This is a genomic window from Brevundimonas sp. KH_058, from assembly GCF_057838505.1.
The window spans coordinates 2,925,690-2,938,472 of the sequence record NZ_CM174469.1 but is presented as its reverse complement, the minus strand read 5'-3'; the positions used below and the strand labels follow the sequence as shown (position 1 = coordinate 2,938,472).

16 protein-coding genes are annotated in these 12,783 nt (G+C 65.9%); 2 read left to right on the top strand and 14 right to left on the bottom strand.

The annotated features are described in order from the left end of the window. Nucleotides 1-17: 17 nt before the first annotated feature. From thiL to AC3ISA_RS14495, 13 genes are all read right to left on the bottom strand, one after another. Nucleotides 18-1,007, bottom strand: a complete 990-nt coding sequence (gene thiL, locus AC3ISA_RS14555) for a thiamine-phosphate kinase (protein WP_489178433.1) — start codon at nt 1,005-1,007, stop codon at nt 18-20. Then, nucleotides 1,007-1,531, bottom strand: coding sequence for a transcription antitermination factor NusB (nusB, locus tag AC3ISA_RS14550; RefSeq protein WP_159851412.1), 525 nt, complete (start codon nt 1,529-1,531; stop codon nt 1,007-1,009). Before nusB ends, thiL begins: the two co-directional genes overlap by 1 nt. Continuing rightward, nucleotides 1,528-1,989, bottom strand: a complete 462-nt coding sequence (ribH, locus tag AC3ISA_RS14545) for a 6,7-dimethyl-8-ribityllumazine synthase (RefSeq protein WP_372692007.1) — start codon at nt 1,987-1,989, stop codon at nt 1,528-1,530. Before ribH ends, nusB begins: the two co-directional genes overlap by 4 nt. Beyond that, nucleotides 1,986-3,122: a 3,4-dihydroxy-2-butanone-4-phosphate synthase gene (gene ribB / locus AC3ISA_RS14540; protein WP_489178432.1), complete on the bottom strand. Its 1,137-nt coding sequence runs from the start codon at nt 3,120-3,122 to the stop codon at nt 1,986-1,988. Before ribB ends, ribH begins: the two co-directional genes overlap by 4 nt. Then, nucleotides 3,119-3,721 carry a riboflavin synthase gene (locus AC3ISA_RS14535; RefSeq protein ID WP_489178431.1) on the bottom strand — a complete coding sequence of 201 codons (603 nt, stop codon included), beginning with the start codon at nt 3,719-3,721 and terminating at the stop codon, nt 3,119-3,121. The genes ribB and AC3ISA_RS14535 overlap by 4 nt, the downstream gene beginning before the upstream one ends. Before the next feature lie 69 nt (nt 3,722-3,790). Continuing rightward, nucleotides 3,791-4,411 carry a RibD family protein gene (locus AC3ISA_RS14530; protein WP_489178430.1) on the bottom strand — a complete coding sequence of 207 codons (621 nt, stop codon included), beginning with the start codon at nt 4,409-4,411 and terminating at the stop codon, nt 3,791-3,793. Next, complete coding sequence (nrdR, locus tag AC3ISA_RS14525) at nt 4,411-4,881, bottom strand: transcriptional regulator NrdR (RefSeq protein ID WP_135195991.1); 471 nt, start codon at nt 4,879-4,881, stop codon at nt 4,411-4,413. Before nrdR ends, AC3ISA_RS14530 begins: the two co-directional genes overlap by 1 nt. Before the next feature lie 10 nt (nt 4,882-4,891). Further along, nucleotides 4,892-6,187 (bottom strand): serine hydroxymethyltransferase, encoded by a 1,296-nt coding sequence (gene glyA, locus AC3ISA_RS14520; protein ID WP_489178429.1) that lies wholly within the window; start codon nt 6,185-6,187, stop codon nt 4,892-4,894. An 88-nt stretch (nt 6,188-6,275) separates the two neighbouring features. Then, nucleotides 6,276-6,671 carry a hypothetical protein gene (locus AC3ISA_RS14515; RefSeq protein ID WP_489178428.1) on the bottom strand — a complete coding sequence of 132 codons (396 nt, stop codon included), beginning with the start codon at nt 6,669-6,671 and terminating at the stop codon, nt 6,276-6,278. 64 nt (nt 6,672-6,735) lie between these two features. Further along, nucleotides 6,736-6,921, bottom strand: coding sequence for a DUF6898 family protein (locus AC3ISA_RS14510; RefSeq protein WP_489178427.1), 186 nt, complete (start codon nt 6,919-6,921; stop codon nt 6,736-6,738). Between the two features lie 9 nt (nt 6,922-6,930). Further along, nucleotides 6,931-8,157: a 5-aminolevulinate synthase gene (hemA, locus tag AC3ISA_RS14505; protein WP_489178426.1), complete on the bottom strand. Its 1,227-nt coding sequence runs from the start codon at nt 8,155-8,157 to the stop codon at nt 6,931-6,933. 115 nt (nt 8,158-8,272) lie between these two features. Next, a complete protein-coding gene (locus AC3ISA_RS14500) occupies nt 8,273-9,460 on the bottom strand; it encodes a sialidase family protein (protein ID WP_489178425.1) in 1,188 nt (395 codons plus the stop codon). After that, complete coding sequence (locus AC3ISA_RS14495; RefSeq protein ID WP_489178424.1) at nt 9,460-10,263, bottom strand: class I SAM-dependent methyltransferase; 804 nt, start codon at nt 10,261-10,263, stop codon at nt 9,460-9,462. The genes AC3ISA_RS14500 and AC3ISA_RS14495 overlap by 1 nt, the downstream gene beginning before the upstream one ends. Before the next feature lie 126 nt (nt 10,264-10,389). Here AC3ISA_RS14495 and hemB point away from each other — a divergent pair, with 126 nt between their 5' ends. Continuing rightward, nucleotides 10,390-11,388, top strand: coding sequence for a porphobilinogen synthase (gene hemB, locus AC3ISA_RS14490; RefSeq protein ID WP_489178423.1), 999 nt, complete (start codon nt 10,390-10,392; stop codon nt 11,386-11,388). A gap of 5 nt (nt 11,389-11,393) precedes the next feature. After that, nucleotides 11,394-11,879: a GNAT family N-acetyltransferase gene (locus AC3ISA_RS14485; RefSeq protein ID WP_372691995.1), complete on the top strand. Its 486-nt coding sequence runs from the start codon at nt 11,394-11,396 to the stop codon at nt 11,877-11,879. Between the two features lie 3 nt (nt 11,880-11,882). Here AC3ISA_RS14485 and AC3ISA_RS14480 read toward each other — a convergent pair whose 3' ends face one another. Then, nucleotides 11,883-12,743 (bottom strand): NAD(P)-dependent oxidoreductase, encoded by an 861-nt coding sequence (locus tag AC3ISA_RS14480; RefSeq protein ID WP_489178422.1) that lies wholly within the window; start codon nt 12,741-12,743, stop codon nt 11,883-11,885. Nucleotides 12,744-12,783 lie beyond the last annotated feature (40 nt).

Here is a 12,783-nt window from a genome sequence, read left to right as displayed (position 1 = left end):
AGGATTCCCTTGCGACCTCAGCCGTGGGTCCAGCCGGCGCGCGCCATTGCGATGGGCAGGCCGTCATAGGTCACGGTCAGGCCCGATCCGGCGGTCACCTCGCCGATCCGCGTCAGACGCAGCAGGCGGCGTTCGGCCTCACGCCGCAGAGCTTCTTCGTGGCGCGGATGGGCTGTGAAGGCGATCTCATAGTCGTCGCCGCCGCTCGCCAGGTCTTCCAACGACAGCTGCGGATCGACCCGGTCAGCAAACCAGGCCTGGGCCGCCGCCGACAGCGGCAGGACGTTCAGGTTCAACGAAACGCCCACCCCGCTCGCCTCCGCGACATGGGCCAGATCGGCCGCCAGTCCGTCGGACACATCGACGGAAGCCGTCGCGAAGTCCCGCACGACGTCGGCGAAATCCACCCTGGGCGTCGGCGTGCGATAGTGGTCCGCCAGGGCCGCGAGGCGTTCAGGCTCAAGCGACAGCTCGCCCCGGGCCGCCTTCAAACCCAGCAGGCCGTCGCCGATCGCGCCGGTCACGAACACCGTATCCCCGACCTGTGCGCCCGCACGCGATACCGTCGCCCCTGTGGGAACCCAGCCCAGTGCCGTCAGCGAGAACGTCGCGGGGCCGGGCGTCTTCACGGTGTCCCCGCCCAGCAGGAAGACGCCGAACCTGGCCTGATCCTCGGCAAGACCCGCCGCAAAGGCCTCACGCTCGGGCCAGCCGCAGCGCTCGGACCAGAAACAGGCGAGCAGATAACCGAACGACTCGGCCCCCTTGGCCGCCAAGTCCGACAGGTTCACCCTCAGAAGCTTCTGGGCCACCGTATCCAGCGGATCGTCGGGCAGGAAATGCACGCCCTCGACCATGGCGTCCTTGGTCAGGACAAGATCATACCCCGGCCTCGACGGCAACACCGCCACATCGTCGGCAAGCCCCCTGCCCCATTCGGGATGGGCCAGGGGCCGCAACAGCCTCTCGATCGTCTCGAACTCGCCCGCGACGTCGAGCGCCGGCATTATTTGCGCGTGTCTCTGGACACGCCGTCCAGCGCCGCATTGACGAAGCGCGCTTCGGAGTCGTCGAAGAAGGCCTTGGCCAGCTCGACATATTCGTCGATCACGACCTCGCGCGGCGTCTCGGGATGTTTGATCAACTCCCAGGCGCCCGAGCGCAGCAGGGCCCGCAGCGTGGCGTCGATCCGCTCCAGCTTCCAGTTGGAAGCCAGGCGCGCCTTGATGGCCGCATCAATGTCGCGCTGGCTTTCGATCACGCCCCGTACGATGTCGGCGAAATAGGCCTCGTCGGCCTCGGCGAGCGCTTCGCCCTCGATATCGGTGTCGAAGCGGAAGTTCGAGAATTCGGTGATCACCGTCTCCACGCCTTCGCCTGCCAGCTCCATCTGGTACAGGGCCTGGACGGCGGCGAGACGCGACACGGTGCGTGCCCGGCGCTGCTTGGAGCTGAGATTGGGCTCGGCGCGTTGCTTTTCGGCTTCGGCGAGTTGTTCGAGGACGGCTTTGACGCTGTTCGGTTCAGTCATGCGCCGACGCCATGACGCAACCGCTTCTTCAATGCAATGAGGTCGAGGCAGGCCTTGGCCGCGCCGCCGCCCTTATCCCCTTCCGAAAGACGGGCCCGATACCAGGCCTGGTCCTCGTCTTCGGTCGTCAGGATGCCGTTGCCGATGATCACGCCCTTGACGCCCAGGGCCATGATGCCGGCCGCCGACTGATCCGAAACGATCTCGAAATGATAGGTCTCGCCGCGGATAATCGTCCCCAGGGCCACATAGCCGTCATAGCGGGGCGCGGTCGGGAAACGCCCGGCTTCCTCGGCCAGGGCGATGGCCGGCGGCACTTCCAGCGCGCCGGGCACGGTGATGACGTCGAAGTCGACGCCGCGCGCCTTCAGCGTCTCCTTGGCGCCTTCCAGCAGGGCGTCGGCCAGGTCGTCGTAGAATCGCGCCTCGACGATCAGAATACGGGGTGCGTCAGTCACGCCTTGTCTTCTCCATCCATGTCGCGCCAGCCGACGATGCGCAGGCCATAGCCCTCAAGCGCCGTCGGTTCGGGTCGCGTCGAACTCATCACGATCATGTCCTTGACGCCCAGGTCCAGCAGGATCTGAGCCCCCACGCCATAGGCGCGCAGCGACCGATCCATCGCCGCCGGCTTGTCCACGCCCGCCAATCGTTCAGCCAGCGAGTTCAGCGATGGATCCCGCAGGAAGACGACGACGCCGGGGCCGTCGTGATCGGTGATCTGCTTCAGGGCGGTGGGCACATAGTCCTGGCGCGCCTCGACATGGCCCAGCAGATCGCAGGCGAAATCTACCTGGTGCATCCGCACCAGGGTCGGCTTGGTCGGGTCGATGCGGCCCTTGACCAGTGCGACGTGCTCGGCGCCCTCGATTGTGTTCTTGTACAGCATCAGGCGGAAAGGCCCGCCGTGAACGCTTTCGAACGGCGTATCCATGATCCGCTCGACGAACCGCTCGGTGCGGCGGCGATAGGCGATAAGGTCGGCGATGGTGCCGATCTTCAGCCCGTGCAGCTGCGCAAAGGCGACCAGATCGGGCATCCGCGCCATCTCGCCGTCGTCCTTGATGATCTCGCAGATCACCCCGGCCGGGGTCAGGCCCGCCATGCGGCTGATGTCCACCGCCGCCTCGGTGTGGCCGGCGCGAACCAGGACGCCGCCGTCGCGCGCCACCAGGGGGAAGATGTGGCCAGGCGAGACGATGTCGTCCATGCCCTTCGACGCATCGGTAGCGACGTGAATGGTGCGCGAGCGGTCGGCGGCGGAGATGCCGGTCGTGACGCCGTCCTTGGCCTCGATCGAGACGGTGAAGGCGGTCTTCATGCTCTCGCGATTGTCGGCCGCCATCGGCGGCAGGCGCAGTTGGTTCGCTCGCTCGGCCGTGATGGCCAGACAGACCAGGCCGCGCGCCTGGCGGATCATGAAGTTGATCTGGTCGGGGGTCGCGAACTGGGCGGGGATGATGATGTCCCCCTCATTCTCGCGGTCCTCGGCGTCCACCAGGATGTAGGGACGACCGTTGCGGGCGTCTTCCAGGATGTCCTCGATGGGACTGATCGGGCTGTCGTTCATGTTGGCGGCCAATTGCATCATGCGGTCTCCTGCCACCGCGCGAGATAACGCGCCAGCATGTCGATCTCCAGATTGACCGGATCGCCGGCCTTCAGACGCCCCAGGGTCGTCACCTCCCACGTATGCGGGATGATGTTCAGCGAGAAGCCCCGGCCTTCGACGGCATTCACCGTCAGGGATACGCCATCGACTGTGATCGACCCCTTGGCGGCGATGTAGCGGTGCAGGGGCGCGGGCGCCTCGACTTCGACCCGGTGCGACCCGCCCTCGGGCGTAATCGACACGATCCGGCCCAGACCATCGACATGGCCAGACACCACATGGCCGCCCATCTCGTCGCCCAGCCTGGCGGCCCGCTCCAGATTGACGCCGTCGCCGGCCTTCCAGGCGCCCAGGGTGGTCTTGGACAGGGTCTCGTTCGACACTTCGACGGCGAACCAGCCCCCCCGTATATCGTGCCCCTTTTCCGTCACCGTCAGACAGCAGCCCGCATGGCTGATGGAGGCGCCAAGGTCGATGCCGTCGGTGTCCCAGACGGTTTCGATCTCGTAGCGGCGGTCGCGATCTGTCTCGCGGACCTCGCGGACACGGCCGATGTCGGTGACGATGCCGGTGAACATTGGACGCTGGCCCCTTTCGGCCCCGAAAAACACAGTCTGAATAGTCTCAATCGTCTGGAATCTACCGCGTCAGAGACGCGCGTAGCGTTCCCACAGATCGTCCCCGACAGGCTCGACGCCCAGGCGACGGAACTTGGGGGCGTCGGACAGCTTTGCAAGAGCCAAAGCAGCGACGCAGGGCCTGCCCTCGCCGCCGAGCAGGATCGGGGCCCGGAACCATTCCAGCGCATCCACCAAGCCGGCGCGCAAAAATGATGCGGCGACCTGCCCCCCGCCTTCGATCAACACCGACTTGACGCCCGCCGCTTTCAAAGCTTGCAGAACAGCCGGGATGGCCGGCCGACCCTGGTCTGCCTCGACCCGTTTCACTTTGGCCGCGCCAACGGGGTGTGGCTCGGCGACCGTGAGGATCAGGGTGTTCTCCCCCGCCAGTTTCGCCGTCCCCGGCGTCCGCAGGCGGCTGTCCAGAACCACGCGCAGCGGCTGGTCCACGCTGCGGCCCGGCAGGCGGGCGGTCAGCTCGGGATCATCGTGCAGAACCGTCTCGACGCCGACCAGAATGGCGTCATTCGCGGCGCGCAGGCGGTGGCCCTCCAGCCGCGCCGCCTCGCCGGTGATCCACTGGCTTTCGCCCGACGCCGTGGCGATGCGCCCATCCAGCGAGGTCGCCAGTTTCAGAGTGACCCGCATCAGGCCTTGCCGGACGGTTCGTCGAACCCTTCGTCGCCCAGGAATTTGGCGAAGTCGCCCGTGTGGCGGAAATCCTTGTAAACCGAGGCGTAGCGGACATAGGCGACTTCATCGACGCCTTTCAGCGCCTTCATGATGAAATCGCCAACCGTGCTGGACGGGATTTCCGTCTCGCCCAGGCTTTCCAGCTGACGCACAATGCGGTTGACCATCTGCTCGACCTGATCGGCCTGAACCGGGCGTTTGCGCAGGGCCACGCCCAGCGAGCGTTCAAGCTTGTCGCGTTCGAACGGCGTGCGCCGCCCGTTGCGCTTCAGGATGACGAGTTCACGCAGTTGCACCCGCTCGAAGGTGGTGAAGCGCCCATTGCAGTTGGGGCAGGATCGACGGCGTCGGATGGCCGAGCCGTCGTCCGACGGCCGGCTGTCCTTAACCTGAGTGTCCTGATGACCACAAAAAGGGCACTTCATCAGAGGCGCCTTATTGCGTTTTTTGGCTGTAGATCGGGAAGCGTTGCGTCAACTCACGCACCTGGGCCGCGACGCCCGCGACCACGGCCGGATCGGCTTCGTCGCCGCCGTTCATCGACGAGACGACATCGGCGATCCAGTGACCGATCTGCTTGAATTCTTCCTCGCCGAAGCCGCGCGTGGTGCCGGCCGGCGTGCCCAGGCGGACACCCGAGGTGACGGTGAAGGGCGCAGTGTCGAACGGCACGCCGTTCTTGTTGCAGGTCATCAGCGCCTTTTCGAGCTCGTGCTCTGTGGCCTTGCCAGTCACGCCCTTGGGCCGCAGATCGACCAGCGCCAGATGGCTGTCGGTGCCGCCCGAGACGATGGCCAGGCCGCGCTCGATCAGCACGCCCGACAGGGCCTGGGCGTTCTTGACCACCTGCTTGGCATAGAGCTTGAACTCGGGCTTCAGCGCCTCGCCGAAGGCCACGGCCTTGGCGGCGATGACGTGTTCCAGTGGCCCGCCCTGCAGGCCAGGGAAGACAGCCGAGTTGATCTTCTTGGCGATGTCGCCGTCGTTGGTCAGGATCATGCCGCCGCGCGGACCGCGCAAGGTCTTGTGCGTCGTCGTCGTCACGACATGGGCGTGCGGGATCGGGTCCGGATAGGCTCCGCCCGCGATCAGGCCGGCGTAGTGAGCCATATCCACCATCAGATAGGCGCCGACGCTGTCGGCGATCTCACGGAACCGCTTGAAGTCGATGTGGCGGCTGTAGGCCGAGGCGCCGGCCAGGATCAGCTTGGGCTTCTCGCGCTCGGCCATTTCGGCGACGTGGTCGTAGTCGATCAGGTGATTGTCTTCGCGCACCTTGTAGGTCACCGGCCGGAACCACTTGCCCGACTGGTTCGCCGGCGAACCGTGCGTCAGGTGACCGCCGCAGGCCAGGTCCATGCCCAGGAAGGTGTCGCCGGGCTGAAGCAGGGTGAAGAAGACCGCCTGGTTGGCCTGGGCGCCCGAGTGCGGCTGGACGTTGGCGAAGGCGGCGCCGAACAGTTTCTTGGCCCGCTCGCGCGCCAGGTCCTCGGTGATGTCGACGAACTCGCAGCCGCCGTAGTAGCGACGACCGGGATAGCCCTCGGCGTATTTGTTCGTGAGCACCGAGCCTTGCGCATCCAGCACCGCCTGGGAGACGATGTTCTCGGAAGCGATCAGTTCGATCTGCTCCTTCTGGCGACCCAGCTCGCCCTGAATGCCCTTGAAGACGTCCGGATCGGCGTCAGCGAGCGTCTTGGTGAAATAGGCGTCGTGGGTGAAGGCCGTCACGCTGGAATCCCCGAAAATCAGAAGGCCGCCTATCTAGTCCCCAGCGCGCCCGACCACAACATCTTGTGGTCGCGCGCCAACCATCCGTTTAGGGCGTCGAGCCAGGGAACCGCGAGAACCTCAAATTTTTGTCGTAATCGGTAGATTCTCGAACTTGGAAGAAGCAGACTCTGCAACTTTCCTTGTCGATCACTACAGCCGGCCCCTCGAACAAAGCCAACGATCCATCCGGCAGATATTGCTGCACACGCACGGACGATCCCAGATCAACGATCTCATAGCCGTAGTCAGGCTGGAATTTACGCGCGCTTCGGGTCGATACGGCGGCCTGCGCGGTATCGAGATAGTCACAACGTTCAACCTTTGGGCCAATGCACCCTGGCGCGGAGTGATCAGCGCCAACCAGCAGCACTAGGCCGCCGAGCACAGCGAAAATCGAAAACGCGCCTAATCCCAGTATAGCCGGGCTGTCCGGTTGCAACATAGCGTCCCCCTACGCGCGAAGGGAACCACCGTTCAACGTCAGAGTCGATACAGCCGCGCGGATCTTAGAGCCCGGCCGACAGAACCCGCCGCAGCTTGGCGATCGCCACCCGCTCGACGGACTTCGGTTCGTTGACCGGCCCCATGGCGCTGACCTCGCGGCCGGTGGCGACGTGGATGGCCGAACATTTCAGGTAGGAGCCGTTACGGGTGAACTCGACGATCACCTCGCCGAGATCTTCGTCCGCCATCGCCGAGCCTCAGGCCGCGACGGGCTGGCGCGCCACGTTGCAGTGGGCGAACAGCTTGTCCATCGCCTGGACCAGATGATCCATCATGGCGTCGGTGTGGTTCGGCGAAGGCGTGAAGCGCAGGCGCTCGGTCCCCTTGGGCACGGTCGGATAGTTGATCGGCTGAACATAGACGCCGTACTCGTCCAGCAGCATGTCCGAGATCATCTTGCAGTGGATCGGATCGCCGACGTGCACAGGCACGATGTGGCTCTCGCTTTCCATCACCGGAATGCCAGCCGCCGCGAAGCGCGACTTCAGCGTCGCGGCCCGCTCCTGATGCTGGACGCGAAGTTCGGGGTGGGCCTTCAGGTGCCGCACGGAGGCCAGCGCTCCCGCCGTCAACGCCGGCGGCAACGAGGTGGTGAAGATGAAGCCCGAGGCCCAACTGCGCACCGCGTCGATGATCATGGCGTCGGCGGCGATATAGCCGCCCATCACGCCGATAGCCTTGCCCAGCGTGCATTCGATGATGTCGATCTGATCCAGCACGCCGTCACGCTCGGCCACGCCCGCGCCGGTCTCGCCATACAGGCCGACCGCATGGACTTCGTCCAGATAGGTCAGGGCGCCGTATTTCTTCGCCAGGGCGATGGTGCCGGCCAGGTCGGCGATGTCGCCGTCCATCGAATAGACGCTCTCGAAGGCGATCAGCTTGGGCGCCTCGGCCGGGGCCGCCGCCAGCAGGGCCTCCAGATGCGCCAGGTCGTTGTGCATGAAGACGTGACGCTCGCCGCCGCCGTGGCGAATGCCGGCGATCATCGAGGCGTGGTTCAGCGAATCGGAGAAGGTGATCAGGCCGGGCAGTATCTTCTGCAGCGTCGACAGGGTCGCCTCATTGCCGACGTAGCCCGAGGTAAACAGCAGGGCCGCTTCCTTCTGGTGCCAGTCGGCCAGCTCTGCTTCCAGATCCACGGCCGAACGGGTGGTGCCCGAAATGTTGCGTGTGCCGCCTGCGCCGGCGCCGACCGCATCGATCTCATTGTGCATGGCGTCCAGAACGACGGGATGCTGGCCCATGCCCAGATAGTCGTTGGAGCACCAGATCACGACGTCCTGCTGTGAACCGTCGTCGCGGCGGCGCACCGCCAGCGGAAACTGTCCGCGCACGCGTTTCAGATCGGCGAAGACGCGATAGCGTCCCTCGCTGCGAACCTGCTCCACCGAGCTTTTAAAGGCGGCCTTATAGTCGAACAAACTACGCGTTCTTTCGCTTATGGCGATGTCTTTGCGTTATTTGCTCCCCCGGCGCGGGCTTGTCCATGTCCGCCACATGGACAAAACGACCCAAACCCTTAATTGATAACGGTTCTCAGTATTGCAGGGATCGCAGCGGGACGCGCGTGACCTGCACATCCTCCTTGTTCGCGACATAGACGACGTAGAGGTAGTCGCCCCACACGACGCTCTTTGGATAGTGATAGCCCGGCCGCTTGTACTGCCCCTCGAACCGCAACGACTGAAGGTCGCCTTGCCCCCGCAACAGATGGCTGCGATCGAACAGGCGACCGTCGCGGCTAAGCGTCACCGCCAGCGGCAGGCGGGGTCGGTCGCTGTTGGGCGCATTGACCAGATAGGCCGTTCCGTCCGGCAGATTGCCGGCGCTCTGCTTGGCGCGAGCGTCCGGCATGTCGGTCAACACCGGCGTCGTCCAGGTCACGCCCCGGTCGCAGCTTTCGGACGCCAGTTGGCGGAAGCTGAGCTCCTCGTCCCTGAACACCATGACCACGCAGCCATCGGCGCGCCGGAACAGACTGGGTTCGATCTCGCGGCTGAGACGACGCTCGTGCGCGGCCTGGGCGCCGCTGGCGTCTCGCGGCAGGTTCGCCATCCGCCCCGCCGTCCATCCCGTGACGCCCAGCGAATCATCGGTGAAGAAGGGCGTCGCGATCATGCCGGGTCGCAGGTGAAAGCCCGTCATCACCCGACCGTCGATCAGGTGTGGATCCTGTTCGATCACGCCTTCGACCGGACGACCGTCCGCGCCGGTCACGCGACGCGGCTCGCTCCAGGTCACGCCGTCCGTGCTGGTTCTATATTCAGTGTAGCCGCCCGCACCGGACTGAAAACCCTCGGGCCAGACATTGACGTAGGCGACCAGGGTCTCGCCGTCGGTCCACCAGCCGCCGCTTGAATGCATCCGCCCGCCCTGCCCCGCGGGAACAAGGGTTTGAGGCGCCGACCAGGCCGCGCCATCGTCGCTGACGCTGTAAGCGACCCAGGTGTCGGCTGCGTCCTCGTCGCGCGCCGAACTTTGCCACTGGGCGTAGAGGCGGCCCTTGAAGGGAATTAGGACCACGCCATTGCTGAACCGATCCGTGTCCTGCGTCGGTGCGAAGACGGTGAAGGTCTCGGTCCCCGGCGCTGGCGTCAGGCCCAGATCGGGCGCACCCGGCCGAAAAAGATTCGGCGCCACCGCATAAGGTGAATCGCCGTCAGCCGCCGCGACCGGCCCGCAGATCAGGACCAGCGCCGTCGCCAGCGCGGCCGTCGCCCGCATCAGCCCGGCTTGCGGAAGCGATAGACGAACTGGTCGGTCTTGCCGCGAATCTTCTCGTCGAAGACGTTCAGGCTGTGGTCGTCGGCCGGATTGGCGACGGCCGTGCTCTCGCCCTCATAGACAAAGCCCGCCGCCTCGACCTCGCGCTTCAGATAGTCGCCTTCGATGCGGTGCAGGGTCTGGACCGCCGAAATGCCCGTGCCGGGCGCCGCCTCGTGGTCGATCAGGATGTAGCGACCGCCGGGCTTCAGCGCGGCGAACACGGCCGCATTCATCTTGGCCACATCGGTGTTGAAGCCCGGGATGTGGAAGTCGTGGTATTCCTGGCTCATGAAGATCATGTCCAGCGGCTCGGCGTAGGTCATCGAGTCCAGCAGGCCGTTGACGCGCGTGACATTGGAATAGGCAGCGGCAAGGGCGTCCGCTCCGGCGTTCTCGCGCGCCATCGTCCGCTCGGGCACGAAGGCGTAGACCCGGCCGGTCGGGCCGACCACGTCAGAAAACAGGCGGGTGAAATAGCCGGCGCCGGGGCGAATGTCGGCGACCTTGTCGCCCGGCGCGAGCTGGGCGAAGGCCAGGATCTCGGCCGGATGACGCAGCGGATCGCGGGCCACCTCTTCGGCCGGACGCTTCGTGTCGGCGACCGCATCGGTATAGAGCGAGACATAGGACGGCGACGCCATGGCGGCGTTGTCGCCCGCGACCACAGTCCGCGATCCGCCGTCGGACGACACGATGATGCAGGCCGAAAGGCCCGCCGCCAGAGCCAGAACCGCCGCGCCGGTCGCCAATCGCTTGATCATCGTCATCTCCTGAACTTTGCGGCGATAGGCTCGCATTTCGCCGATCCGCGCAAGCCGTCTTGCGCGCGCGATTTGCGCCCCGGCCGCTGCGGCGCTAGTCCGACGCCAGGTTTCGAAGGTTTCGTCATGCTTCCCTATCCGCCCGCCCCCTTCCCGCTCGCCCGTCCGCGCCGCCTGCGGTCCAGCCCGTGGGTGCGGCGGCTGGTAGCGGAAACGACGCTGACGCCGGCCGATCTGATCTGGCCTCTGATCGTCCACGACGGCGCCGAGGATCGCGTGCACGTCGCCTCCATGCCCGGCGTCTTCCGCCTGTCGCCCAAGGCAGCCGCCAAGGCCGCCGTCGAGGCGCGCGACCTGGGCATTCCGATGGTGGCCCTGTTTCCGAACGTGGACGGCGCGATCAAGGATGCGGTCGGCACGGGCGCGACCGATCCCGACGGGCTGATCCCTGACTGCATCAAGGCCATCAAGGACGCGGCGCCCGAGATCGGCGTCATGACCGACGTGGCGCTGGACTGCTACACCGACCACGGCCACGACGGGGTGATGGAGGGCGACCGGATCGCCAACGACGCCTCGCTGGACCGGCTGGCCGAACAGGCCTTCATCCACGCTCATGCCGGCGCCGATGTCGTCGCCCCGTCCGACATGATGGACGGCCGCATCCAGGCGGTGCGCGAGGCGCTGGAGGCCAACGGCTTTTCCGACACCCTGATCCTGTCCTATGCGGCCAAGTTCGCCTCGGCCTTCTACGGCCCCTACCGTGACGCCGTCGGCTCTTCGACCCTGCTGAAGGGCGACAAGAAGACCTATCAGATGGACTACGCCAACTCCGACGAGGCCCTAAAGGAGGTCGCGATGGACCTGTCGGAAGGCGCAGACGCCGTGATGGTCAAGCCGGGCATGCCCTATCTGGACATCGTCCGGCGTGTGTCCGAGACCTTCAGCGTTCCAACCTTCGCCTATCAGGTGTCGGGCGAATATTCGATGATGCAGGCCTCCATCGCCAACGGCTGGCTGGATCAGGACCGCGCGATCCTTGAGACCCTGCACGGGTTCAAGCGCGCCGGCTGTGCAGGCGTGCTGACCTATTTCGCGCCTCAGGCCGCACGGCTGCTGGGCTGATGGGCTTGGAAATCCGACCGATCGCGGATGCCGACTGGCCCGGCCTGTGGCCGATCATCGAGGCCGTCACCCGCGCGGGCGAGACCTATACCTATCCGCTGGACATGACCGAGGCGCAGGCCCGCATAATGTGGACGCCGCCTGCGCCCGGCGGAACTCTGGTCGCGATCGAGGACGGCCAGGTGCTGGGCGCCGCCAAGATCATTCCGAACCAGCAAGGAAACGGCGCCCACGTCGCCAACGGCAGCTTCATGGTCGCCACTGCCGCACGCGGTCGAGGCGTGGCCCGCAGCCTGGGCGAGGCCGCTCTGACCTTCGCTCGCGACGCCGGTTTCAAGTCGATGCAGTTCAATGCGGTCGTCGAGACCAACACCGTCGCCGTCGGCCTGTGGAAGGCGCTGGGCTTCGAGATCGTCGGCACAGTCCCCGAGGCCTTCGATCATCCGGCCCACGGCCTGGTCGGCCTGCACCTCATGCACCGCAAACTTTAGGCTTCAGTCGCGGGGTTGTAGCCGCGCCGCCAGGCTGGACGTATCCCAGCGGTTTCCGCCCATGGCCTGAACCTCGGCGTAAAATTGATCGACGAGAGCCGTCAGGCTCAGCCGCGCGCCGTTCGACCGCGCCTCGTCCAGCACCAGGCCCAAATCCTTGCGCATCCAGTCGACGGCGAAGCCGAACTCGAACTCGCCCTTGGCCGCCGTCTTCCAGCGATTGTCCATCTGCCAGCTTTGCGCCGCGCCCTTCGACACGGCTTCATAGGCGGCGTCGGTATCCAGGCCGGCGACCTGGGCGAAATGCACCGCCTCTGCCAGGCCCTGAACCACGCCGGCGATGGCGATCTGATTGACCATCTTGGTCAGTTGGCCCGATCCGGCCGGTCCCATGTGCTTGATCGCCTTGGAATAGGCTTTCAGCGCCGGTTCCGCCGTCGCCAGGGCGGCGGCTTCCCCGCCAGCCATGACGCTGAGCTGCCCGTTCTCGGCGCCGGTCTGACCGCCTGACACTGGTGCATCGACGAACTGGCGCCCTTGCCCCTGGGCCAGTTCCGCCATCTCGCGCGCCACCTTGGCCGAGGTCGTGGTGTGGTCCACGATAACCGCGCCTTCGGCCAGATGCGGCAGGGCCTCGGTCACGACGGCCCGCACGTCGTCATCATTGCCGACGCACAGGATGAACAGTTCGACGCCCTGCGCCGCCTCCGCCACCGTCGCGGCCGACTTGCCGCCTGTCGCCGCCGCCCAGGCCCGCGCCTTCGCCGTCGTGCGATTGAAGCCGGTCACGTCGTGGCCCGCCTCGACCAGATGACGCGCCATCGGGGCGCCCATGATGCCCAGGCCGGCGAATGCGATCTTCATGACAGGCTCCTTGATCTCGCCGTCGGACTAGGCCGGGTCG

Bases quoted from the DNA above. Each gene is read 5' to 3' on its own strand.
- hemB (WP_489178423.1), top strand. From the start codon at position 10,390: ATGCTTCCCTATCCGCCCGCCCCCTTCCCGCTCGCCCGTCCGCGCCGC.
- AC3ISA_RS14510 (WP_489178427.1), bottom strand. From the start codon at position 6,921: ATGGCGGACGAAGATCTCGGCGAGGTGATCGTCGAGTTCACCCGTAAC.
- ribB (WP_489178432.1), bottom strand. From the start codon at position 3,122: ATGATGCAATTGGCCGCCAACATGAACGACAGCCCGATCAGTCCCATC.
- AC3ISA_RS14535 (WP_489178431.1), bottom strand. From the start codon at position 3,721: ATGTTCACCGGCATCGTCACCGACATCGGCCGTGTCCGCGAGGTCCGC.
- AC3ISA_RS14500 (WP_489178425.1), bottom strand. From the start codon at position 9,460: ATGCGGGCGACGGCCGCGCTGGCGACGGCGCTGGTCCTGATCTGCGGG.
- AC3ISA_RS14480 (WP_489178422.1), bottom strand. From the start codon at position 12,743: ATGAAGATCGCATTCGCCGGCCTGGGCATCATGGGCGCCCCGATGGCG.
- AC3ISA_RS14530 (WP_489178430.1), bottom strand. From the start codon at position 4,411: ATGCGGGTCACTCTGAAACTGGCGACCTCGCTGGATGGGCGCATCGCC.
- thiL (WP_489178433.1), bottom strand. From the start codon at position 1,007: ATGCCGGCGCTCGACGTCGCGGGCGAGTTCGAGACGATCGAGAGGCTG.
- AC3ISA_RS14515 (WP_489178428.1), bottom strand. From the start codon at position 6,671: ATGTTGCAACCGGACAGCCCGGCTATACTGGGATTAGGCGCGTTTTCG.
- nrdR (WP_135195991.1), bottom strand. From the start codon at position 4,881: ATGAAGTGCCCTTTTTGTGGTCATCAGGACACTCAGGTTAAGGACAGC.
- AC3ISA_RS14495 (WP_489178424.1), bottom strand. From the start codon at position 10,263: ATGATCAAGCGATTGGCGACCGGCGCGGCGGTTCTGGCTCTGGCGGCG.
- nusB (WP_159851412.1), bottom strand. From the start codon at position 1,531: ATGACTGAACCGAACAGCGTCAAAGCCGTCCTCGAACAACTCGCCGAA.